The organism is Duganella sp. 1224 (genome assembly GCF_013408245.1).
Taxonomy (GTDB): domain Bacteria; phylum Pseudomonadota; class Gammaproteobacteria; order Burkholderiales; family Burkholderiaceae_D; genus Rugamonas.
Window position 1 is genome coordinate 2,198,571 of the sequence record NZ_JACBYS010000001.1, and the last position, 21,331, is coordinate 2,219,901.

The 21,331-nt window shown below is 65.8% G+C and carries 22 protein-coding genes and 3 tRNA genes; 16 read left to right on the forward strand and 9 right to left on the reverse strand.

Features of this window, described 5'->3' with window-relative positions; translation table 11 throughout:
• Positions 1–26 precede the first annotated feature (26 nt).
• Positions 27–1,595, reverse strand: a complete 1,569-nt coding sequence (locus FHW58_RS09730) for an ATP-binding protein (RefSeq protein ID WP_179672814.1) — start codon at positions 1,593–1,595, stop codon at positions 27–29.
• Positions 1,596–1,745: 150 nt separating this feature from the next.
• On the opposite strand from FHW58_RS09730, the gene FHW58_RS09735 reads away from it, so the two are divergent.
• The 4 genes from FHW58_RS09735 to FHW58_RS09750 all read left to right on the forward strand — a co-directional run bounded on the left by FHW58_RS09735 (position 1,746) and on the right by FHW58_RS09750 (position 2,781).
• Positions 1,746–1,830 (forward strand) — tRNA-Leu (locus FHW58_RS09735).
• A gap of 59 nt (positions 1,831–1,889) precedes the next feature.
• Positions 1,890–2,462: a DUF1349 domain-containing protein gene (locus FHW58_RS09740; protein WP_179672815.1), complete on the forward strand. Its 573-nt coding sequence runs from the start codon at positions 1,890–1,892 to the stop codon at positions 2,460–2,462.
• Positions 2,463–2,585: 123 nt separating this feature from the next.
• Positions 2,586–2,670, forward strand: a tRNA-Leu gene (locus tag FHW58_RS09745).
• 26 nt (positions 2,671–2,696) lie between these two features.
• Positions 2,697–2,781 (forward strand) — tRNA-Leu (locus tag FHW58_RS09750).
• A 49-nt stretch (positions 2,782–2,830) separates the two neighbouring features.
• Here FHW58_RS09750 and FHW58_RS09755 read toward each other — a convergent pair.
• Positions 2,831–3,682 (reverse strand): NAD(P)H-binding protein, encoded by an 852-nt coding sequence (locus FHW58_RS09755; RefSeq protein WP_179672816.1) that lies wholly within the window; start codon positions 3,680–3,682, stop codon positions 2,831–2,833.
• A 93-nt stretch (positions 3,683–3,775) separates the two neighbouring features.
• On the opposite strand from FHW58_RS09755, the gene FHW58_RS09760 reads away from it, so the two are divergent.
• The 10 genes from FHW58_RS09760 to FHW58_RS09805 all read left to right on the forward strand — a co-directional run bounded on the left by FHW58_RS09760 (position 3,776) and on the right by FHW58_RS09805 (position 14,113).
• On the forward strand, positions 3,776–4,186 hold the full coding sequence (locus tag FHW58_RS09760; RefSeq protein WP_179672817.1) for a helix-turn-helix domain-containing protein: 411 nt from the start codon (positions 3,776–3,778) through the stop codon (positions 4,184–4,186).
• Between the two features lie 70 nt (positions 4,187–4,256).
• Positions 4,257–6,467 (forward strand): ATP-binding protein, encoded by a 2,211-nt coding sequence (locus tag FHW58_RS09765; protein WP_179672818.1) that lies wholly within the window; start codon positions 4,257–4,259, stop codon positions 6,465–6,467.
• Positions 6,468–6,563: 96 nt separating this feature from the next.
• The gene (locus FHW58_RS09770) at positions 6,564–7,721 is read left to right on the forward strand and encodes a GGDEF domain-containing protein (protein ID WP_179672819.1); all 1,158 of its coding nucleotides are present in this window, start codon (positions 6,564–6,566) and stop codon (positions 7,719–7,721) included.
• Positions 7,722–7,724: 3 nt separating this feature from the next.
• Positions 7,725–7,928: a hypothetical protein gene (locus tag FHW58_RS09775; protein WP_179672820.1), complete on the forward strand. Its 204-nt coding sequence runs from the start codon at positions 7,725–7,727 to the stop codon at positions 7,926–7,928.
• A 72-nt stretch (positions 7,929–8,000) separates the two neighbouring features.
• On the forward strand, positions 8,001–8,546 hold the full coding sequence (locus FHW58_RS09780) for a phasin family protein (protein WP_179672821.1): 546 nt from the start codon (positions 8,001–8,003) through the stop codon (positions 8,544–8,546).
• 169 nt (positions 8,547–8,715) lie between these two features.
• On the forward strand, positions 8,716–10,356 hold the full coding sequence (locus FHW58_RS09785; RefSeq protein WP_179672822.1) for a VRR-NUC domain-containing protein: 1,641 nt from the start codon (positions 8,716–8,718) through the stop codon (positions 10,354–10,356).
• Positions 10,353–12,701: an ATP-dependent DNA helicase gene (locus tag FHW58_RS09790; protein WP_373996648.1), complete on the forward strand. Its 2,349-nt coding sequence runs from the start codon at positions 10,353–10,355 to the stop codon at positions 12,699–12,701. Before FHW58_RS09785 ends, FHW58_RS09790 begins: the two co-directional genes overlap by 4 nt.
• 80 nt (positions 12,702–12,781) lie before the next feature.
• Entirely contained in the window at positions 12,782–13,252 is a 471-nt protein-coding gene (locus FHW58_RS09795) for a host attachment protein (RefSeq protein ID WP_179672824.1), read from the forward strand.
• Positions 13,245–13,553 carry an SDR family oxidoreductase gene (locus FHW58_RS27925; protein WP_373996649.1) on the forward strand — a complete coding sequence of 103 codons (309 nt, stop codon included), beginning with the start codon at positions 13,245–13,247 and terminating at the stop codon, positions 13,551–13,553. Before FHW58_RS09795 ends, FHW58_RS27925 begins: the two co-directional genes overlap by 8 nt.
• Before the next feature lie 101 nt (positions 13,554–13,654).
• A complete protein-coding gene (locus FHW58_RS09805) occupies positions 13,655–14,113 on the forward strand; it encodes a nuclear transport factor 2 family protein (RefSeq protein WP_179672826.1) in 459 nt (152 codons plus the stop codon).
• A 132-nt stretch (positions 14,114–14,245) separates the two neighbouring features.
• Here the strand turns inward: FHW58_RS09805 and FHW58_RS09810 are convergent, their stop codons facing one another.
• From FHW58_RS09810 to FHW58_RS09840, 7 genes are all read right to left on the reverse strand, one after another.
• Positions 14,246–14,977: a LytTR family DNA-binding domain-containing protein gene (locus tag FHW58_RS09810; protein ID WP_179672827.1), complete on the reverse strand. Its 732-nt coding sequence runs from the start codon at positions 14,975–14,977 to the stop codon at positions 14,246–14,248.
• Between the two features lie 4 nt (positions 14,978–14,981).
• Entirely contained in the window at positions 14,982–16,061 is a 1,080-nt protein-coding gene (locus FHW58_RS09815) for a sensor histidine kinase (RefSeq protein ID WP_179672828.1), read from the reverse strand.
• Complete coding sequence (locus tag FHW58_RS09820; RefSeq protein ID WP_229265111.1) at positions 16,061–16,774, reverse strand: LiaI-LiaF-like domain-containing protein; 714 nt, start codon at positions 16,772–16,774, stop codon at positions 16,061–16,063. Before FHW58_RS09820 ends, FHW58_RS09815 begins: the two co-directional genes overlap by 1 nt.
• Positions 16,771–17,151 (reverse strand): LiaI-LiaF-like domain-containing protein, encoded by a 381-nt coding sequence (locus FHW58_RS09825; protein WP_179672829.1) that lies wholly within the window; start codon positions 17,149–17,151, stop codon positions 16,771–16,773. The genes FHW58_RS09820 and FHW58_RS09825 overlap by 4 nt, the downstream gene beginning before the upstream one ends.
• A gap of 125 nt (positions 17,152–17,276) precedes the next feature.
• Positions 17,277–17,435: a hypothetical protein gene (locus FHW58_RS09830; protein ID WP_179672830.1), complete on the reverse strand. Its 159-nt coding sequence runs from the start codon at positions 17,433–17,435 to the stop codon at positions 17,277–17,279.
• Positions 17,436–17,529: 94 nt separating this feature from the next.
• A complete protein-coding gene (locus tag FHW58_RS09835) occupies positions 17,530–18,411 on the reverse strand; it encodes a LysR family transcriptional regulator (RefSeq protein ID WP_179672831.1) in 882 nt (293 codons plus the stop codon).
• A 13-nt stretch (positions 18,412–18,424) separates the two neighbouring features.
• Entirely contained in the window at positions 18,425–19,042 is a 618-nt protein-coding gene (locus FHW58_RS09840) for a hemolysin III family protein (RefSeq protein ID WP_179672832.1), read from the reverse strand.
• A gap of 292 nt (positions 19,043–19,334) precedes the next feature.
• Here FHW58_RS09840 and FHW58_RS09845 point away from each other — a divergent pair, with 292 nt between their 5' ends.
• A complete protein-coding gene (locus FHW58_RS09845; RefSeq protein ID WP_179672833.1) occupies positions 19,335–19,712 on the forward strand; it encodes a BlaI/MecI/CopY family transcriptional regulator in 378 nt (125 codons plus the stop codon).
• Positions 19,712–21,328, forward strand: a complete 1,617-nt coding sequence (locus FHW58_RS09850; RefSeq protein WP_179672834.1) for a M23/M56 family metallopeptidase — start codon at positions 19,712–19,714, stop codon at positions 21,326–21,328. The genes FHW58_RS09845 and FHW58_RS09850 overlap by 1 nt, the downstream gene beginning before the upstream one ends.
• Positions 21,329–21,331: the final 3 nt, after the last annotated feature.

The window sequence follows — 21,331 nt, forward strand, 5'->3', positions numbered from 1 at the left end:
CTTTTTTTATTGCTTGTCTCTTTCTTCTACTCGGTCCACGCCAGCTTCAGGTGCGCGCCGATCTCGCGCAGCAGGTCGTGCTGGTTGACCGGCTTGGACAGGAAAGCATTGGCGCCCACCTCCAGCGAGCGCTCCTCCTCTTCCCGCGTGGAGCTGGCGGAAATCATCAGCACCGGCGTGGCGGCGGTGCGCGCGTCGGCGCGCAGGCGACGCATGGTTTCGATGCCGTCCATGCCGGGCATGACCATGTCCAGCAACACCATGTCCGGCCCCAGCGCCTGCGCCTGCATCAGCGCCGAGGTACCGTTTTCCGCCTCCAGCGTGCGGAAGCCCAGCGAGCCCAGCAAGTCACGCATCAGCGCCCGGTTGGTGGCCACATCATCCACCACCAGGATGGTCTTGCGCGGCCCCGCGTAACCGGTGGCGATGTGCTCGGTGGCGGCCTGCGCGCCGGGCACGTCCGCCACCGGCAGCGGCACATCGAACCAGAAGCGGCTGCCCTCGCCCGGCGCGCTGTCCACCCGCAGCGCGCCGCCCATCAGCCGCACCAGCTGGTGGCTGATCGCCAGCCCGAGCCCGGTGCCGCCGGCGCGCCGCGACGGGTCGCCGGCCTGCTCGAACGGGCGGAAGATCGCCTCCTGCTGCTCGGCGGCGATGCCGACACCCTGGTCGATCACCTCGAACCGCAGCAGCGCCATGCCCGCCGCCTGCCCCGTTGCCGCCGGCAGCGGCGACACGCGCAAGCGCACCGCGCCGCAGTCGGTGAACTTGACGGCGTTGCCCAGCAGGTTGAGCAGCACCTGCCGCAGCCGCGTTTCATCGACGCTGACCGCCTGCGGCAAGCCCTCCATCAGCTCCAGCTCGAAGTACAGGTGCTTCTGCTCGGCCCGCACACGCATGATGTCCGCCACCACCGACAGCAGATCGCCCAACCGCACCGGGCGCGGATGAAACTCCATCTTGCCGGCTTCCACGCGCGACAGGTCGAGCACGTCGTTGATCAGCGCCAGCAGATGCTGGCCGCCCTGCTGGATGGTGCTGATGCCGGTCTGCTGCGGCACGGTCAGGCTCTTGTCGCGCTTGAGGATCTGGGTGTAGCCGAGAATGGCGTTGAGCGGCGTGCGCAGCTCGTGGCTCATGGCCGCCAGGAAGGCGCTCTTGGCGCGGTTGGCCACCTCGGCGCGCTCCATCGCCGCGCGCAGGTCGTTGTTGGCTTGCTGCAGCTCGGCGTTGACGGCGGCCAGTTGCGCCGGGCTGGGGATGCGCAGCGCGATCGGGATCAGCCGCACCATGGCGATGGCGGTCACCACCGAGGCGACCGCCGTGATCGCCTTGAGCGACACCGCCACCACATAGTCGGGCCGCCAGATCACCCAGATATCCATCACGTGGGTGGCGCCGCAGGCCAGGATGAACACGCCGAAGGCGATGAACATCCAGTCGAACGGCATGTCGCGCCGCTTGCGGATGAAGTACACCAGGCTGATGGGAATGGTCAGATAGGCCAGCGCGATCAAGGCATCCGATATCACGCTGGTCCACAAAATCGAGGGTATCCACAGGAAGCAGTGCCCGTGCGGCATGAAACTGTCCATCACCCGCCTCCGATATTATTGAAATGACAGGATTCAAGCTTACGAAAGTGCATCGCAAGAAGCAAGCACAAAAACACTTGCAGAAAAGGAGTTGTTACCGTATAGTGCTGGCCTCTGACGCAAACAACGCGGCAGAGCAAGTCGTAACATGCCCACGTGGCGGAATTGGTAGACGCGCATGGTTCAGGTCCATGTGCCGCAAGGTGTGGGGGTTCGAGTCCCTCCGTGGGCACCAGGAATTCCGCGAAAAAGCCTCCCCTCGGGAGGCTTTTTTGTTTTCCGGAGGAGCGAACGATGAATGGTTGCTACTGGGTCAACGAGCCCAAGGAATGGGGCCGCGACGGCGATACCTTGTCGGTGGTCACCGACGGCCACACCGATTTCTGGCGCAAGACCTGGTACGGTTTCGAGCGCTTCTCCGGCCACTTCTACGGCGCCGACGTCGCCGGCGACTTCACCTTCCAGGTCAAGGTCCGGGCCGACTTCGCGGCGCTGTACGACCAGGCCGGCATCATGCTGCTGGGCGACCAGCGCCACTGGCTCAAGGCCGGCATCGAATTCAACGACGGCGCGCCGGCCATCGGCAGCGTGCTCACGCAGGGACACTCCGACTGGGCCACCGGCCTCTTCCCCGGCGACGCCAGCGCGTTCTGGATGCGGCTGACGCGCAAGGGCGACGCGTTGCGCCTGCAATACTCGGCGGACGGACGGCACTGGCCGCTGCTGCGGCTGGCGCACTTTCCCGGCTTCGACCGCTGCGCGGTGGGCGTGATGTGCTGCACGCCGGAACGCGCCGGCCTGAGGGTGCAATTCGAAGCGCTCTCGCTGACGCCGCCGCTCGACAAGGCGCTGCACGATCTGAGTTGATTGATGTCGTGGAAATAATTTCACAAAAGCAGCAATTTACTATTGACGGGCTGGCGATCGGCCTTTAAGATGCATGCCTTCTGTTGCACAACACGCAGCAGGAAGTAACAGCAAGACATCAGCGCCCACGTGGCGGAATTGGTAGACGCGCATGGTTCAGGTCCATGTGCCGCAAGGTGTAGGGGTTCGAGTCCCTTCGTGGGCACCAAGCGCTGATGATTGTCCGTTACATATGCCCACGTGGCGGAATTGGTAGACGCGCATGGTTCAGGTCCATGTGCCGCAAGGTGTGGGGGTTCGAGTCCCTCCGTGGGCACCAAAAATTCCGCGAAAAAGCCTCCTTCGGGAGGCTTTTTTGTTTTCGCGACTTAGTTGAGCGCCGCCCGCACCGCAGCGGCCAGCGTGACGGTCGGACGGCCGATCAGTTGGCTCAATGCGCGGCGGTCGTCGAACAGCGCGCCTTTTGCGGCCTGGGCGTCGGCGTCGGCGATCAGCTCGGCCAGCGGCTTGGGCAGGCCGACGTTCACCAGCAGTTCAGCATATTCCTGTTGTGCCAGGTTGTGGAACGGGATCGGCTTGCCGGTCTGGCGCGACACTTCAGCGGCGAGCTCGGCGAGCGTGAAGGCGGTGTCGCCCGCCAGTTCATACACCTGCTGCTTCGGCCCCTCGCCGGCCAGCACCACGGCGGCGGCCGCGGCATAGTCGGCGCGCGCGGCGGCGGCGATGCGGCCCTCGCCGGCGCCACCGGCCAGCGCGCCGTGCGCCACCGCGCCGCCCAGGCTGACGGTATAGTTTTCCACGTACCAGCCGTTGCGCAGCAAGCTGTAGGGCAGACCCGAGGCGCGCACCGCGTCCTCGGTGGCGCGGTGCTCGGCGGCCAGGCCCAGCGTCGAGCGGTCGGCGTGCAGCACGCTGGTGTAGGCCAGCAGCCCCACCTTGGCGCGCGCGGCGGCGTCGATCACGTTGCGGTGTTGCGGCACCCGGTTGCCGAGGTCGTTCGACGAAATCAGCAGCACCTTGCTGGCGCCCTCGAAGGCGGCGTCCAGCGCGGCCGGATCGGTGTAGTCGGCATGGCGCACCAGCACGCCCTGATCGGCCAGGTCGGCCACCTTGCCCGGATCGCGCACGGCGGCGACAATGCGCTCGGCCGGCACGCGCTGGAGCAGTTCAGCAATCACCAGGCGGCCCAGTTGGCCGCTTGCAGCAGTCACGATAATCATCCGTTTTCTCCTAAAAATGTGGATGGGCGGATCATATCGTCTATACTTACGAAATGTAAGTACGTACATTTTGGTAAGTACCAAGGAGCTCTGATGACCGCCAAATCCCTGCGCAAGACCATTCAACAGCAAACCCAGGACCCCCAGCGCGCCCAGGTCATGGTGGCCGACTGCCCGTCGCGCGCCGTGCTCGGCCACATCACCAGCCGCTGGGGCGTGCTGGTGCTGGTGATGCTGCTGGAACGCACCCACCGCTTCAGCGAGCTGCGCCGCGCGGTCGGCGGCGTCAGCGAGAAAATGCTGGCGCAAACGCTGGACGCCCTCGCCTACGACGGCCTGGTGCTGCGCGTGGCCCGCCAGGTGGTGCCGCCGCACGTGGAGTACAGCCTGACGCCGCTGGGCCGCGCGGCCGCCGAACGGCTGGAGGTGCTGGTCGACTGGATCGAGGAAAATTTTCCGCTGATTAAGCAGGCGCAGGACGCTGCCGCGCTGCAAGCCGCCTGACACCGCCCACGCCAGGCCATCTTGTAATACACTGAGCCCACGCCGCCCTGCGGAGCCGCACCACCCAGACATGATGCCGCCGTTCTCAGCCGACCAGCCGCACACCATCCTCATCGCCGCCAGCACCACCTATGACACTGGCGCGCTGCAGCGCATGCTGGCGCGGCACCCGCTGGAGGTGCGGGCGGTGCAGCGCGGCGACGAAGCCCTGGCCGCCGTGCGCGGCGGCCGCGTGGCGCTGGCGCTGCTGGACGTGGCGCTGGCCGGCAGCGCCAGCATGGAGCTGTGTCCGCGCCTGCAGCAGGCCAGCCAGACGCCGCTGCCGGTGTTCCTGCTGTCCGCCCGTCCCAGCAACGACGAGCGCGAGCGCGCCCACCAGGCCGGTGCGGCCGCCTACCTGCCGCTCAACTTCAGCCCGGAAGACCTGGCCGAGAAAATCCTGCTGCACCTGCAACTGATCGTGCCGGCGCCGGTGCTGGCCGGCATGCCGACCATGGCCACGCTGGAGGTCAACTACCACACCATGCTGTCCGGCTCGCCGGACGCCATCCTGCTGATGCAGCGCGGCAGCTGGCGCATCCTCGACGTCAACCTGCGCGCGCGCCAGCTGTTCGGCATGACCGAAACCGAGCTGATCCAGACCGACCTGCTGGCGCTGTGCCCGCCCGTGCAGCCGGACGGCCAGCCCAGCGCCCAGATGTTTGCCGCCAGCGTCGAACAGATCATGGCCGGCGACACCCAGATGTTCGAGCTGGACCTGCTGCACGCCTCCGGCCGCGCCATCGCCTGCGAGCTGCGCATGGTGCCGCTGACCACCGCCGAACACCGGCTGATGCACGCGCGCATCGTTGACGTCACGCCGCGCAAGCTGGCCGCCGCCCTGCGCGACGGCAAGAACGAGCTGCTGGAGATGATCGCCAGCGGCGCGCCGCTGGCCGACACGCTGGACAAGCTGGTGCGCATGATCGAAGCCCAGCTCGACGGCGGGCACTGCACCGTCATGCTGCTCAATCCGGACGGCGTGACGGTCCACAGCGCCGCCGGCCCCAGCATGCCGCCCGACTACCTGGCCGCGCTCAACGGCCTGCCGATCGGCCCGGCGGCCGGCTCCTGCGGCACCGCCATGTTCCGCAAGCAGACCGTGATCGTCAGCGACATCCTCAACGATCCGCTGTGGGCGCCCTACCGCAACGCCGCCGCCCACTACGGCCTGCGCGCCTGCTGGTCGATGCCCATCCTGCTCGACCGCGACACCGTGCTGGGCTCGTTCGCCATGTACTACCGCGAGGTGCGCGCGCCGAACGACGACGACCGCCGCCTGATCCAGACCGCCACCCACCTGGCCGGCATTGCCATCGCCCGCACCCGGCGCGAGGAGGAACTGCAGCGCCACCGCGAGCACCTGGAAGACCTGGTGGCGGCGCGCACCGCCGAACTGCGCCAGGCCAAGGAGGACGCCGAGCACGTCAACGAGGAACTGAGCACCGCGCTGGACAACCTCAGCATGACGCAGGAGGAACTGGTGCGGCGCGACAAGCTGGCCGCGCTGGGCGCGCTGGTGGCCGGCGTCGCGCACGAGCTGAACACGCCCATCGGCAACAGCCTGACCCTGGCCAGCAGCATGAGCGAACGCACCGCCGCGCTGCGCCGCGACCTCGACAACGGCCTGCGCAAGTCGGCGCTGGCCGCCTACCTGGACGAAGCGTCCGGCGCCGACGAGGTGCTGCTGCGCAACCTCAACCGCGCCGCCGCGCTGGTCGACAGCTTCAAGCGCATCGCCGTGGACGGCGGCAACCGCCAGCGCGGCCGGTTCGTGCTGGGCGACGTGCTGCCCGAACTGATGCAGGCGGTCCAGGGCGAGCTGCGCCAGCGCGAACTGGCGCTGATCGAGGACATCGACCACTGGCTGGAAATGGACAGCTACCCGGGCCTGCTGATCCAGGCGCTGCGCCACCTGATCGACAACAGCCTGCTGCACGGCTTTGGCGGCCGCGGCCAGCTCAAGGGCCAGGGCAGCATCACGCTGTCCGCGCACGACAGCGGCAATGGCGAAATCGCCATCCACCTGAGCGATACCGGCGTCGGCATCGCCCCTGAAATCTTGCCAAAGATTTACGATCCATTCTTCACGACACGCATGGGCGCCGGCGGCTCCGGCCTTGGTTTGTATATAACACACAACATCGTCACCGGCGTGCTGGGCGGCCGGATCGACGCTGCCAGCGCGCCGGGCCAAGGCGCCAGCTTCATGCTGCGGCTGCCGAAGGTGGCGCCGCTGTAGGCCGCATCAAGTTTTTTCCGCCTCGCAATTGTTGCAGTCGTATAATTCACGCTAGCAGACCGGCAAGCAGCCGGCCGCACGCGGAGACCTGCAGCCATGCCACCAACGCCTGTTCCGTCCAGGACAATCAAAGTCGCGCCCCTGAAGTGCGAGTTTTGTGACGCCTCAACAGAACATGACTTCCTGCGCCACCATCTGGCCACCACCCAGGCGCAGCTGCGCGTCACCTTCCTGTTCTGCGCGCTGTTTTACCTGTGCTTCGCCCTCACCGACCTGATCTGGGTCGGCTACGAGTTCAAGACCTGCCTGCTGGTGGGCGCGCGCATCGCCGTGGCGGCCACGGTGCTGGCCTGCCTGGGACTGCTCAAGCGGCGGCCGGCGTCCATCCCCGTCACGCGGGTGGCCGCCAACATCGTCGAGGTGGCTGGCGCGGCCGGCTTCCTGCTGATCGCCGCGCTGCGGCCAAGCGAATTCTCGCTGCACGCGATCTCGATGTCGATCGTCATCATCGTCATCTACATCTACATCCCCAACCGGCTGCTGTACGCGGCGGCCATCGCGGCGGCGGCCACCGCGCTGTTCATCGCGCTGGCGTGGGGCCTGGGCGGCGTGCACGGCATGGAACTGGGCACGATGGCGGCGCTGCTAACGCTGTGCAACCTGTTCTGCTACGTGGCCGCGCGCCGCTACGAAATGCTGTCGCGCGAGGAATACAGCGCGCAGATGGTGCTGAAAAACCTGTCGGTGCGCGACCCGCTGACCGGCTGCTACAACCGCCGCCACCTGCACGAGCAGCTGCTGGAAACGGAAATCTCGCGCGCCCAGCGCTACCGCCTGAGCCTGACCGTCATCATGTGCGACCTCGACCACTTCAAGGCGGTCAACGACACCTACGGCCACTACGGCGGCGACGCCGTGCTGCAGCGCTTCGCCGCCCTGCTGCAATCGATGACGCGCGACAGCATCGACAGCGTGGTGCGCTACGGCGGCGAGGAATTCCTGCTGATCCTGCCGGAAACCGACCTGGCCGGCGGCGAACTGTTGGCCGAGCGCCTGCGCGCCTCGCTGGCCGCCACGCCGGTCGCGCACGAAGGCCAGCAGATCGCCGTGACGGCCAGCTTTGGCGTGGCCAGCGTGGATTTCGCCAGCTCGGCGCACAACGCCCACGTCAACATGATCGCGGCCGCCGACGATTTGTTGTACGCTGCCAAAAACAGCGGCCGCAACCGCGTCTGCGCGCAACAACTGGTATAACCGATGAAGATCATCCAACCCTCGCTGCTGCTGGTCCTGGCGCTGTGCTGCGCCAGCCTGGCGGCCGGGCCGGCGCCATGGTGGCAGTGGCGCAGCAAGCTCGACGGCACGCTGGCGTGCTCGCAAACGCCGCTGGGCAACGGCTGGGAAAAAGCCTACGGCCCGTTCCGCGACGCCCGTTGCGAAAAGCCAATTGTTACTAGATAATAAACTCACAATAAGACGGTGGAACCGGAATCGCTGCACGCTGCATCCCTACATACCTGATGAGGAGACTGTATGTTTACGAATCCCGAGCAATTTGCCAACGCCACCAAGGCGCTGTTTGAATTCCAGCTTGAAACCTTCAACACCTTGACCAGCAAGACCGTGCAGGGCGTCGAGCAGGTAATCGCGCTCAACCTGTCGACCGCCAAGTCGCAGCTGGAAGGCGGCCTGGCCGCCGGCAAGGAAATCAGCGCGGCGGCCGACGCCAAGGCCGCCATCAAGGCCGCCGCCGACAAGATCCAGCCGGGCGTGGCCAGCGCGGCCGCCTACAACCAGCAACTGGGCGACATCATCGCCGAGATCCGCGAGGAATTCACGCGCGCGGCGGACGCCCACATGGCCGAGGCCAAGAACAACCTGAGCGCGCTGATCCACGACGTCACCAAAAACGTCCGTCCCGGCTCGGAAAACGCGGTGCAGATCGTCAAGACCGCGATCGACAACGCCTTCGCCGGCTACGAGCAAGTGACCAAGGCCACCAAGCAGGCGGTGCAGGCGGTAGAAAGCGAAATCGCCAAAGCCAACGCCCTGGTCGCCCAATCAGCCAACAAGCCATAAACTCCGGGGTCAGGTCCTCCATTTATACACGAGCTGTGCCGTAGGCGTGCCTACGGCACAGCTCGTGTATAAATGGGGGACCTGACCCCGAATTTTTTACTGGGCAAGCGGGGCGTAACGCGATACACTGTATAAAAATACAGTTAATCGCCGTTCGTTCCCCGCTGCAATGATCAAAGTTCTGGAAAATCCGTTCTATTACCTGGAGAATTTTCACCAGGTGCTGGCGTGGATCGGCGAACGCTACGACGATCTGCTGAACGCCGACGAACGCGACTTTCTGGCCACCTTTCCCACCCTGCCGCAATCCTCGCGCGCGCTATTCGTGCGCATGGTGATGCGCAAGGGCACGGTGTTTCGTGCCAGTAAGCTGGTGTACGCGGAAATCGGCAGCACCCACGAGGCGGCCCGGCCGCTGGCCAACGCCGGCCTGATCGAGGAAGACCCTCAGCTGGAGCTGGATGCGCTGTTCGACCTGCTGCAAAAGCCGGAAATCGTCAAGGTGTTCCAGCTTGGCGCGCACGTCAAGCACCTGCGCAAGGCCGACCAGCTGGAGGCGTTGCGCGCGCAGTACGACAGCGCGCACCGCTTCTCCGCCTGGTACGCCAATTCCGGCGACCACGTCTACCGCAATCTGACCCAGGACCTGTGCGACCGCCTGCGCCTGATTTTCTTCGGCAACTACCACCAGGACTGGACCGAGTTCGTGCTGTCCGACCTCGGCATCTACCAGTACGAGAAGGTGGAGTTCTCGCCGGCCGCGCGCGGCTTCCGCAGCCGCCGCGACATCGACGATTTCCTCGCCATCCACCAGTGCCACGAACGCTTTGCCGAGGGCGAGGACCTTGCCGCCGTCATCGCCGACCTGCCGGTGTGCGCGCAGGATAACGAATGGCTGCGCAGCCGCCGCAACAAGCTGCTGTTCACCATCGCCCAGCACGTGGAAAAGCTGGCCGACTGGCCGGCCGCCCACGCGCTGTACGCCGATTGCGATTATCCCGGCGCCCGCGCCCGCGCCATCCGCGTGCTGGAGAAAGACCAGCAGCCGCGCGCGGCCTTCGACCTGCTGCAGGCCGCGCTGCTGGCGCCCGAGAGCGAGGCCGAGCGCCAGCAGTTGCTGCGCATGGCGCCGCGCCTGGCGCGCAAGCTGGGCCACGCCAAGCCGCCGCCGGTGGCGCTGGCGCAGGCCGCGCGCATCGACCTCAGCCTGCCGCCGCCGCAGGAAGCCAGCTACGTGGAATTCGTCGTGCGCGACCACCTGAACCGCGACGACGCGCCGGTGTTCTATGTCGAGAATTCGCTGATGAACTCGCTGTTCGGCCTGCTGTGCTGGGACGCGGTGTTTTCACCGATCCCCGGCGCGTTCTTCCATCCGTACCATCGCGGTCCGGCCGACCTGCACAGCGCCGATTTCCAGCGCCGCCGCGCGCCGCAGTTCAGCGATGCGCTGGCGCAGCTGGACGGCGACCAGTACCGCGCCACCATCCGCGCCAATTACGCCGCCAAGTACGGCATCCAGTCGCCCTTCCTGTACTGGGAGGCGCTCGACGAGGCCTTGCTCGACCTGGCGCTGGACTGCATCCCGCCGCGGCACCTGAAACGCGCCTTCGAGCGCATCCTGCTGGACATCAAGGCCAACCGCAGCGGCTTCCCGGACCTGATCCAGTTCTGGCCGGCCGAGCGCCGCTACAACATGATCGAGGTCAAGGGTCCCGGCGACCGCCTGCAGGACAACCAGCTGCGCTGGATCGAATACTGCGCGGCGCACGAGATGCCGGTCTCGGTCTGCTACCTGCAATGGGCGGCATGACGCAGCCGGTCCGCTACACCGTCGCCGTGCGCGCGCTGTGCGAGTTCACCGCCAAGGCCGGCGACCTCGATCTGCGCTTCACGCCCTCGCCCACCGCGCAGGAAGGCATCGCCGGCCATGGCGTGGTGACCGCGCGCCGCGACGACGATTACCTGACCGAGATTACGCTGTCCGGCGACTTCGGCCCGCTGCACGTGCGCGGCCGCGCCGACGGCTACGACACCCGCGCCAACCGGCTGGAGGAAATCAAGACCTACCGCGGCGACTTGAAGAAGATGCCGGACAACCAGCGCGCGCTGCACTGGGCGCAGGCCAAGGTCTACGGCCATCTGCTGTGCCAGGAACAGGGGCTGGACAAGCTCCGCGTGGCGCTGGTGTACTTCGACATCGGCAGCCAGAAGGAAACCGTGCTGCACGAAGACCACACGGCCGCCGGCCTGCGCGCCTACTTCGAGCAGCAATGCACGCTGTTCCTGCAGTGGGCGCAACAGGAAATGGCGCACCGCGCGGAACGCGACCTGCAACTGAAGGCGATGCGCTTCCCCTACGGCGACTTCCGTCCCGGCCAGCGCCAACTGGCGGAAGCCATGTACCGCGCCAGCAACCGCAAGGTATGCCTGCTGGCGCAGGCGCCGACCGGCATCGGCAAGAGCGTGGGCAGCCTGTTCCCGATGCTGAAGGCCAGCGCCGACCATGGCGTCGACAAGATCTTTTTCCTGGCCGCGAAAACCTCCGGCCGGCAGATGGCGCTGGACGCGGTGGACATCATCCGCGAAGGCGCGCCGCTGCTGCCGCTGCGCACACTGGAGCTGGCGGCCAAAAACACCGCCTGCGTCCATCCGGACAAGGCCTGCCACGGCGACTCCTGCCCGCTGGCCAAGGGCTTCTACGACCGCCTGCCGGCCGCGCGCGCGTCCGCCCTGGCGGTGATGGCGCCATCGGCCGGCGCGCGGCACGGCGCGGACAGCGGCGAACGCGCAGCCGCCGTGCCGCTCTCGCTCGACCGCGACACGCTGCGCGCCATCGCCCTGGCCCACGACGTGTGCCCGTATTACCTGAGCAGCGAGATGGCGCGCTGGTGCGACGTCGTCATCGGCGACTACAACTACTACTTCGACCTCAGCGCCATGCTGTACAGCCTCACGCAGCTCAACGACTGGAAAGTCAACGTGCTGGTGGACGAGGCCCACAACATGGTGTCGCGCGCGCGCAAGATGTATTCGGCCGACATGGAGCACGACAACCTGCGCCTGCTGCGCAAGATCGTGCCGGACGAATTGAAAAAGCCGCTGGACCGCGTCCACAAGCAGTGGAACCAATTGGAAAAGGAGCAGACGGCCGAATACCAGTCCTACGCCGAGCTGCCGGACAAGTTCATGGGCGCCCTGCAGACGGCGGCCACCGCCATCTCCGACTACATGGTCGACCACCCCAGCTACGTGGAGCCGGACCTGCAAAGCTTCTATTTCAACGCGCTGATGTTCGCGCGGCTGGCGGAAAGCTTTGGCGACCACGCGCTGTTCGACATCGAAAAGTCGCCCGGCGCGCGCGCCAGCAACAGCAACTCGGTGCTCTGCATCCGCAACATCGTGCCGGCGCCCTACCTCAAGCCGCGCTTTGAAAGCACCCACGCCACCGCGCTGTTCTCGGCCACGCTGAGCCCATGGAACTACTTCGGCGACATGCTCGGCATGCCCGACACCACCGCCTGGGTGGACGTGGAATCGCCGTTCGCGGCGGAGCAGCTGTCGGTGCAGGTGGCGTCGCACATCTCCACGCGTTACGCGCATCGCCAGCAATCGCTGCGTCCCATCGCGGCGCTGATGGGCAGGCAGTACGCGACGCAGCGCGGCAATTACCTCGCCTTCTTCAGCAGTTTCGATTACATGGAAAAGGCGGCCAACCAGTTCAGCGAGCTGTATCCCGACGTGCCCGTGTGGCGCCAGGCGCGCCGCATGGACGAGGCGGAGCGCGCGCAATTCCTCGACCGCTTTACGCTCGACAGCGAAGGCATCGGCTTTGCGGTGCTGGGCGGCTCGTTTGGCGAAGGCGTGGACCTGCCGGGCGCGCGCCTGATCGGTGCCTTTGTCGCCACGCTGGGCCTACCGCAAATCAACCCGGTCAACGAGCAGATAAGGGCGCGCATGGACAGCATCTTCGGCGCCGGCTATGACTACACCTACACTTATCCCGGCCTGCAGAAAGTGGTGCAGGCGGCCGGCCGCGTGATCCGCACCACGTCCGACCGCGGCACCGTCTACCTGATCGACGACCGCTTCGGCCGGCCCGAGATTCAGGAACTGATGCCGGCGTGGTGGTCGATCACCACCGCCGCTCATCCTTAACACGGCGTGGCGCTCCCTCGCCAGGAAAAGTGGAACAATGGGCTTGCCGGTGTTTTTCCGGCTCATCAGGAGACTCGCCCATGGACACCACATTGATACTGGCCGCGAATGCCGGCCGCGCCCTGTTCTTCCACAGCGGCCAGCACAACAGGCAGTTATGCCACGTGCACGACATGATCAACGACGCGGCGCGCCAGCCCGCCGCCGATCTGGAGACGGACCGGATGGGGCCAACGTCCGCCGGACAGAGCATGCACAACACCGGCGGCGCCTTGCCCAACAAGACTTATCAGCCGGCGCAAACGCCGGCCGAACACGAGGCCGAGCGCTTCGCGCGTGACATCAACGCGTATCTGCTGCAATCGCGGCGCGACGGCGTCTATGACAAGCTGGTGCTGATCGCGCCGCCGCACTTCCTCGGCGTGCTGCGCCAGGTACTCGATCCCCACGTGCGCGCCACCGCCCAGCTGGAAATCAACAAGGACTACACGCAGTTGAGCGCCGACGAGCTGCGCGCACAGATCGCGCGCCACCAGATCGAACGTGGCTGATTGCGCAACAAGGCACCTAGCTGGTAGTCACAGCGCGGCGGCAGCACAAACTCGACGCCATGGGGGGCATGCCGGGTATGGGCGCTTGTGCGGCCAGCAAGGCGCGATCGATACGCCCATGGGCAATGCCGCCACCGGTGCGCCCGGCGCGCGAGTCGCCGAACGAGTGCACGCGCTGAAGCGGCTCGCCGCTCCTGAACAGATAGCGCGGGCGGCGCCGCTTCTGGCGTCGGATGCGTCCAGCTTCCTCACCGGCACGGCGCTGCTGGAGGATGGCGGCGTGTCCATTCATCGCGCTTGAGCGCAGTTGGTCGGCCGCCGCGTGCCATTCGTCGGAAATTTGTGGCGCGGCGGTGCCGCTGGCGTAAGATGGCCGGTATGCCAACCATGGGGGAACCGGACATGAAGAGATGGGCCATCAGCATGCTGATATGCGCCGCCGCCGGCGCGCAAGCAGCGGATAACGCGGCGCTGACCGCCACCATTGCACGACTGGACAGCGAGATGTTCAGCGCCTTCAACCAATGCGACAAGCCGGGGCAGCTGGACAAATACGCCAGCTACTTCGATCCGGAGGTCGAGTTCTATCACGATAACGGCGGCGTCACCTGGAAGCGCGACGTGATGATCGCGCAAACCGCGAAGAACGTCTGCGGCCATTACCGCCGCGAGCTGGTGCCGGGCACCCTGAAGGTATCGCCGGTGAAGGACTTCGGCGCCATCGCCACCGGCTCGCACACCTTCTGCCAGTTCGGCAGCGGCAAATGCGAAGGCATCGCCGAATTCACCATCATCTGGCGTCAGCGCGGCAACGACTGGCAAATCACCCGCGCGCTAAGCTACGGCCACCGCCCCAACTAGGCCCGCCGCGCGGCGCCATGCCGGGCCGGAGCCGGGGCCGGGCCGGCCGTCATTTTGCATCGATGACTTCATTCAGCAGTTCCTGCGGAATCGGCTGCCCGTTCGCGCTCCATATTTTTTCTCCTTTGAGGTTTACTGCATGACGGTTTTGATCTTCTGGTAGCCGCTGCGGCTGATCGGCAGCTTGCCACCATCCTTGAGGATCGCCACATAGCTGTCTTTGGTCGCTTGCTCGATCCGCGCGACATGGGCGATGTTGACGATGTAGGAGCGGTGGATGCGCAGGAACTGCTGGCCATCCAGTTGCTCCTCCAGTTCCGACATGCGCTGGTTCTTCAGATAGGACTTGCCCTCCGAGCGGATCTGCACGTAGTCGTCCTGCGCCTCCACGTGCTCGATCTTCTCGGCGTTGATCACGTGGACCTTGGCGCCGTCGCGTATCAGCACCCGGCCCAAAGGCTTGTTGCGGCCGGCCGCCTCGCGCACCATCTTCTCCACCGCCTCGCCGCCGGCGCCGAGGTTGGCGCGGGCATGGGCCAGCGCCTGGTCGAAACGCTGCTGGCTGAAAGGCTTCAACAGATAATCCAGCGCGTGGAATTCAAACGCCTTGATCGCATACTGGTCGAACGCCGTGGCAAAGATGTAGCGCGTCTTGCTGCCCGCCAGCTCGGCCACTTCAAAGCCATCCAGCTTGGGCATCTGGATGTCCAAAAACACCAGGTCGGGCGACAGCTCGGTGATCGCCTTCACCGCCTCGAAACCGTTGGCGCATTCGGCCACGATCTCCACGTCCGCATGCTCGGACAGGTATTCGCGCACCACGTCGCGCGCCAGCATTTCATCGTCCACGATGATGATACGCATTGCTCTACTCCCCTTGTTCGCTCGTTTGCGCGGGCATCGTGATGTCCACGCCAAAGCTGTTGTCCTGCCGGCCCCAGTGGATGCCGGCTTCGTGTTTGTAGGCGCCGGATAAACGCTGGCGCACGTTGGTCAGGCCGATGCCGTGGCCTTCGCTGCGGATCGAAGAGATATCCGCGTCCACCGGATTGGTCACGCTGATCTGCAGTATCGACCCCAGGCGCCGCGCTGCGATGCGCACCGTGCCGCCTTCCGGCATATTGCAGATGCCGTGCTTGACGGCGTTCTCCACCAGCGGCTGGATGATCATCGGCGGCACCAGGCATTCCGCCGCGCCCTCTTCGATCACCTCCTCCACCCGCAACCGCTCGCCGAAGCGCACCTGCTCGATCGCCAGGAAGTGACGGATCAAAATCATCTCCTCGCCCAGCGTCACCTTCTTGTGCGCCTCCATGCCGAGACTCTGGCGGAAGAAGCTGGCCAGCTCCAACGTCATGCGGCGCGCGGCCTTGGGGTCCTGCGACGTCAGCGCGCTGATGGAATTCAGGCTGTTGAACAGGAAGTGCGGATCGATCTGCGTCCGCAGCATGCGCAATTCAGCCTCCTGCGCCATCAGCAGCGATTCCAGCTCGCGCTGCTCGGCATTCTTGGCGCGCACGAATTCGATCACCAGATAATGCACCGCCGCCGCAAAGCCATACAACAACACCCCCAGCACCACGATCAGCACCGACAACTGCGGGGTGATGACGATGCCGCTCCACGCCACCCCCAACGCTACGCACACCCCGTTCCACAGATTGGCGATGATCAGCCAGAGGAAACCGGACACGACGCCCGCCACCGTCAGCACCAGCGCGATCTGCCCTGCCCTGCGGCTGCCCAGCGGGTAGGCGCGGCACACGTAGTACGCCGAGTAGCCGGCGGCAAACGCATACACCAGATTGAGCGGCACCGCGAACAGCATGGCGTTGGCCAGCGGCGTATCGCTGGCGACGCGGATCACGCCGCCCAGCGCACAGCCAAGGAACAACCACACCAGCAGGTAGATGACCAGACCGCGCCGGGTGGACGACAGCTCCAGCATCAGTTACGCACTTCCAGGCCGCCCATGATGACGTAGCCGCGCACGATCAGGCGCTTGCTGTTGGCGGCGGGCGGCACGGTCTTTTCCTCAAAGCCGCCCATGATCGGCGTCCCCTCCAGCACCACGGTCCAGTCGACCGGCACCTTGATGGTGATGCCGCCAAACAGCGCATATACATTCAGCACCGCGTCGCCGGTGAGGCCGGCCTGGCGCAGGTCGACGTCGCAACCGCCCATGATGGCGTTGATTTCGCCGCCACGGAAGTCCTGCGTGATGATGCGCCGCTTGAACGCGCCCATGACAGCGGTGGCGTTGATGACCGCTTCATCGCTGTCCTTGGACAGCGATGAAGCATCCGAAGACGGCGCATGGCGGTTGATGTTGGACTTGATGACCACCGCCACGCCGGCGCCGATCATGAACAGCGGCCACAGCGTGCGCCAGTCGATGTTCAGGTAGCCCATGGCCTTGAGCATGAACAGCGCGCCGGCCACGATCAGCGCACCGCCGACCACCACGCCGGACTGGGTGCGCGTCTGCAGCACTTTCAGGATGCCGGCGCCGATCAGGATGCTCGGGAAGATGTGGATGCGCAGGTCCAGGTCCAGCCAGCCCAGGTTATCGAGCAGGAACAGCATGCCGACGCCGATGACGAACAGGCCGATAACCATCTGCGTGGCGGGATTGCGCTCGCGGCGCTGACGGGTTCTCATGCCTGCTCCTTGACTGGTGGCGGGAAGATGTTATCCAGCAGGGGGCGCAGCATCATACCGATGCCCCACGCGACCAGCAGCGCCGGCCAGGTGTCGCCGAAGCCGAGACCCCAGATGTGATTGAACGAGACGTACCACCAGCCGGCAAAGAAGATCTCCCACCAGCCGGAGGTGAAGTGGCGCGAATTGGTGGGCGGGATGATCTTGGTGACGCCGCTGATCACCAGCAGCCAGGGCCACCAGCGCCAGAAGTGGGCGGGATTGAGATCGATGTCCAGAACGTCGGTCTGCGCCAGCAGGATAACGGTGCCGGCGATGATCAGGGCCAGGCCCCAGACCAGCTGTTTGCGCCAGCGATATGCGGTTTCTACAGTCATTTGAGTTCCCCAAGTCGGTATGCATGTAACAATACCGGGGAACCGCGGGCGAGGAAACCGCTATTCGGCGAATGGCGGAAATGGGCCGGTGAACGGCGAAACGTCGGCGAACGACGCTCGGCTACTCAGTTACGGCCGTTGCCGACCTTTTGTTCGAAGGCCATCAGGCCCCAGCCCAGCTGGCGGCGGATTTCCTCCGGCGTCGGCGGCGGTTTCACTTCGTGCGTACGGCGCTCCAGATAGGCGCGCACGGCATGCTTGGAAGGGTGTGTGGTTTGCGTCATGATGACCTCCAAAGGCGGCTACATCGTCAAGCTGTTGAATCCAGTGTAGCCCCGCCGCCGGCGGCGCTCCGTACGGCCCCGCACACTGCGCCATTCAGAGCTTTTGCTGCAAGAACTCCAGGAAGCAGCTGATCCGCTGCGCCAACTGGGTGTTGCGGTAGTAGACCGCGTGGATCTGCTGGCGGTAGCCGGTGTAGTGCGGCTCCAGCACCTTGACCAGGCGCCCGGCCTCGATGTCGGCGCGGGTCATGAAGTCGGCCAGACAGACGATGCCCTGTCCGGCCAGCGCCAGCTGGCGCAGCGTCTCGCCGCTGGAGGCTGAGATCGACGGCGTCACCGGCAGGCTGTTGCCGCTGGCGTGCCGCAGCGGCCACTGGTTGCCCAGCTCATACTGCACAAAGCCCAGCAGCGCGTGCCGCGCCAGATCCTCCGGCGTGCGCGGCGTGCCGTGCTGCGCCAGGTACTCGGGGCTGGCCAGCACGTACAGCGGGCTGGAGGTGAGCGGCCGCGCGTGCAGCGTCGAGTCGTTCAGCGTGCCGATGCGGATGGCGATGTCGGTGCGGTGCTCGATCAGGTCGGCGATCTGGTCGTTGCTGCTCAGTTCCAGGCGGATGTCCGGATACATGGCGCGGAATTCGGCCACGTGCGGCACCACGCAGTGCAGCATGAACGGCGAGGCGGCGTCCACGCACAGGCGGCCGGCCGGCTTCTGGCGGCGGATGCGGATGGTTTCCTCGGCCTCCTCCATGGCGCCGAGGATGGCGCGGGCCTTTTCCAGGAACAGCTGGCCCTCTTCGGTCAGCTCCATGCGGCGCGTGGTGCGCGTCAGCAGCGAGGTGGCCAGCTTGTCCTCCAGCCGCGACAACGCGCGGCTGACGCCGGAGGTGGTTTGTCCCAGGTGCACCGAGGCGGCGCTCAGGGTGCCGCTGTCGATCACGGTGATGAAGGTTTTTAAATCGTCCGAGTTGATTTCCACGGGTGTTCCATCCTTACGCCACGTAGAGCATGACAGCGCCGAAATGACAGGCACTGCCGCCCAGTACAAACAAATGCCAGACGCCGTGCCCATAGCGCCATTTGTGGTCGGTGACGAAGAAGGCGATGCCCACGGTGTACACCAGGCCACCTATCGCCAGCCACATGAAGCCACTCCAGCCCAGCGCGTCGATCAGCGGGCTGGCGCCGATCACGCCCACCCAGCCCATCGCCACGTAAATCAGCAGCGACAGCACGCGCGCGCCCTTGGCGAACCACAGCTCCTGCAGGATGCCAACCAGCGCCAGCCCCCACACCACGCCAAACAGCGACCAGCCCCACGGCCCGCGCAGGCTGACCAGCGTGAACGGCGTGTAGCTGCCGGCGATGAGCAGGTAGATGGCGCAGTAGTCCATCCGCCGCAGCACATCCTTGGCGCGGCCGCGCAGGCTGTGATACAGCGTGGACGTCAGGTACAACGCCAGCAAGGTGGCGGCGTAGATGCTGCAACTGACGATCTTCCAGGCGTCGCCGCTGCGGGCGGCCTGAACGATCAACAATGTGCCGCCGATGGCGGCCAGCGCCGCGCCTACGGTGTGCGTGATGCTGTTAAAGCGCTCTCCGTAATACATAACGTTTCCAATGCAGTGGTGGCTGCGGCTGGGATAGCTGCGGCCACAGGCATTGTATAGCGCTCCGCCGCTTCGCGCCGCCGCCTTCATGCCGATACCTGCCGTGCGATACCTTTCGTCCCGCTGTGCACGACCGTACTTTTTTGCTAATTAACAAAAAATCCATCGTAACATATTTGGAATTTATTCAAAGCAATGTTACAAAATCTTATACATCGGTGTCATCTGCGGCAGTTGACGGGATTGCGACATTGGTCGCATAATCATCCCATTAGTCGCATAGGGGCAATTCATGTCGGTCACGATTCCTTCGGTCAGCGAGCTGACCTTGCTGAAAGTGCTGTGGAAACAGCAACCACTGAGCGCGCGCGAGATTCATGACGCCGCCGCCGATGAACTGGGCTGGTCGTTCTCGTCCACCCGCAAGACGCTGGACCGCATGCTGGAGAAGCAGATGATCAGCATGCAGGTGGTGCACGGCATCAACGTCTACAGCGCGGTGCTGGAGAAGGTGGGCACACTGGCCGCCTTCGCGCGCGACTTCGGCCGCCGCGTGATGGAGCTGGACGCGCCGCTGCCGGTGGCCATGTTCACCGGCAGCAAACTGGTCGATCAGCAGGAGCTGTCGCAGCTGGAGCAAATGCTGAACGACTGGCCGGCGGAGGAGTGATGATCCCGCTGTGGACGATGCAGTGGCTCTTGTCCTGTGCCGGCAGCCTGGCGGTCGGCCTGGTGGCGTGGGCACTGCTGCGCGCTGCCGTACGCTGGTGGCCGGCGCTGCGGACGCGGCGCAACGTATGGCTGGCGGCGCAGGCCGTGGTGGCGGCCGCCGCCCTGCTGCCCTTGGTGCCGCACCCCTCAAAGCTTCGGCTCGCGCCACAAATCGAGCTTGATGTGCCGCCGCTTGGCAGCCACGTCCGCAACGACGCGCCGGCGGCCGGCACGGCCACGCCAACCGCTGCCACAGCGCAGTCAGCCGCAACGCAGTCAGCCGCATCAGCGCCAGCATTCGCGTCCGCTCGCGCAACCGCGGCCGTTGCAGATGCCATGCAGGCCGCCTCGCCGTCCGCCGCCAGCGCCCTGCCGCTGCTAGCCGCCGGCTGGCTGTTCGTGTATGCGGCGGGCCTGGCGCGTGCCGTGGCACGCCAATGGCGGGCACGCCGCCTGTTGCGCGGCCTGATCGCCGGCGCACAGTGCCTGACACCCGACGAGCTGCAAGCCCACGACGGTTTCACCGCCGGCCAGCGGCGCGCCATCGCCCGGCACAGGCTGACCGTCCTGCGCACTGACGCGGCCATCTCGCCGATGCTGATCGGCGTGCGCCGTCCGCGCCTCCTGTTGCCGGCCCACCTGCAAGCACTGGACGCTACACAACAACGGATGATCATCGCGCACGAATTGCACCACTGGCGCGCGCAAGACCCGCTCTGCCTCGCACTGGCCGCCGCGCTGCGGACGATTTTCTGGTTCAATCCCGCCCTGCGCTGGATGGCGACGCACATGGAGTGGGCGCTGGAACTCCAGTGCGATCAGCGAGTGTTGACCGGCCGCCCGCAGCACGAGCGCAAGCAGTATGCCGCGTCCCTGCTGCAACAATGGACCATGATGACGCCCGTTGGCGTGGCTGCCTTCAACGGCGCCACCGTTGCCGCCCGCCTGCGCCACATGCAGAAGGACGGCTTGCCCACACTGAGCGCCGCAGCCGTGTGGTTCACCGGCGCCGCGCTGACGGTCGTGCTGGTGGCGGGCGCGCTGCTGCAGCCAGCGCTGGCCTTCAGCCTACCTTCCGCCGCCGTCAGTCCGCCAACGATGCCGGTGGTGGCGGCACCGGTCGAGGCATGGCGCCTGCCACTCGACAAGGTCCGCGTCACCAGCTTCTACGGCGTGATGCGCAGCGTGCTGCCCACGCCGCACAAGGGCATCGACTTCGCCGCCGCCAAAGGCACGCCGGTGCACGCCGTGGCCAGCGGCACCGTCATCGCCGCCGGCCCCATCGCCGAGAATGACGGCCGATACGGCAACGTGGTCATCATCGACCACGGCGCGCAACGTTCGTTCTTCGCCCACCTTGACAGCGTCAGCGTGACAGCCGGCCAGCACGTGCAAGCCGGCGCCTTGATCGGCGCCACCGGCCAAAGCGGCTTCGCTACCGGACCGCATCTGCACATGGAAGTGCGGCAGGGCGGCCGCAACATCGATCCGGCGTCCATGTACCCCACGCTGGACGCCCATGCAACCCAGCGCGCCCTCAAGGTCCGCCGCCAGCAACTGCCCCAGAAGGGATAACCC

Excerpts from the sequence above, each read along its gene's own strand:
- FHW58_RS09765 (WP_179672818.1), top strand. The coding sequence starts at position 4,257 with ATGATGCCGCCGTTCTCAGCCGACCAGCCGCACACCATCCTCATCGCC.
- FHW58_RS09775 (WP_179672820.1), top strand. The coding sequence starts at position 7,725 with ATGAAGATCATCCAACCCTCGCTGCTGCTGGTCCTGGCGCTGTGCTGC.
- FHW58_RS09795 (WP_179672824.1), top strand. The coding sequence starts at position 12,782 with ATGGACACCACATTGATACTGGCCGCGAATGCCGGCCGCGCCCTGTTC.
- FHW58_RS09840 (WP_179672832.1), bottom strand. The coding sequence starts at position 19,042 with ATGTATTACGGAGAGCGCTTTAACAGCATCACGCACACCGTAGGCGCG.
- FHW58_RS09760 (WP_179672817.1), top strand. The coding sequence starts at position 3,776 with ATGACCGCCAAATCCCTGCGCAAGACCATTCAACAGCAAACCCAGGAC.
- FHW58_RS09740 (WP_179672815.1), top strand. The coding sequence starts at position 1,890 with ATGAATGGTTGCTACTGGGTCAACGAGCCCAAGGAATGGGGCCGCGAC.
- FHW58_RS09770 (WP_179672819.1), top strand. The coding sequence starts at position 6,564 with ATGCCACCAACGCCTGTTCCGTCCAGGACAATCAAAGTCGCGCCCCTG.
- FHW58_RS09810 (WP_179672827.1), bottom strand. The coding sequence starts at position 14,977 with ATGCGTATCATCATCGTGGACGATGAAATGCTGGCGCGCGACGTGGTG.
- FHW58_RS09815 (WP_179672828.1), bottom strand. The coding sequence starts at position 16,061 with ATGCTGGAGCTGTCGTCCACCCGGCGCGGTCTGGTCATCTACCTGCTG.
- FHW58_RS09805 (WP_179672826.1), top strand. The coding sequence starts at position 13,655 with ATGAAGAGATGGGCCATCAGCATGCTGATATGCGCCGCCGCCGGCGCG.
- FHW58_RS09755 (WP_179672816.1), bottom strand. The coding sequence starts at position 3,682 with ATGATTATCGTGACTGCTGCAAGCGGCCAACTGGGCCGCCTGGTGATT.
- FHW58_RS09790 (WP_373996648.1), top strand. The coding sequence starts at position 10,353 with ATGACGCAGCCGGTCCGCTACACCGTCGCCGTGCGCGCGCTGTGCGAG.
- FHW58_RS09850 (WP_179672834.1), top strand. The coding sequence starts at position 19,712 with ATGATCCCGCTGTGGACGATGCAGTGGCTCTTGTCCTGTGCCGGCAGC.
- FHW58_RS09820 (WP_229265111.1), bottom strand. The coding sequence starts at position 16,774 with ATGAGAACCCGTCAGCGCCGCGAGCGCAATCCCGCCACGCAGATGGTT.
- FHW58_RS09845 (WP_179672833.1), top strand. The coding sequence starts at position 19,335 with ATGTCGGTCACGATTCCTTCGGTCAGCGAGCTGACCTTGCTGAAAGTG.
- FHW58_RS09780 (WP_179672821.1), top strand. The coding sequence starts at position 8,001 with ATGTTTACGAATCCCGAGCAATTTGCCAACGCCACCAAGGCGCTGTTT.
- FHW58_RS09825 (WP_179672829.1), bottom strand. The coding sequence starts at position 17,151 with ATGACTGTAGAAACCGCATATCGCTGGCGCAAACAGCTGGTCTGGGGC.
- FHW58_RS09730 (WP_179672814.1), bottom strand. The coding sequence starts at position 1,595 with ATGGACAGTTTCATGCCGCACGGGCACTGCTTCCTGTGGATACCCTCG.
- FHW58_RS09830 (WP_179672830.1), bottom strand. The coding sequence starts at position 17,435 with ATGACGCAAACCACACACCCTTCCAAGCATGCCGTGCGCGCCTATCTG.
- FHW58_RS09785 (WP_179672822.1), top strand. The coding sequence starts at position 8,716 with ATGATCAAAGTTCTGGAAAATCCGTTCTATTACCTGGAGAATTTTCAC.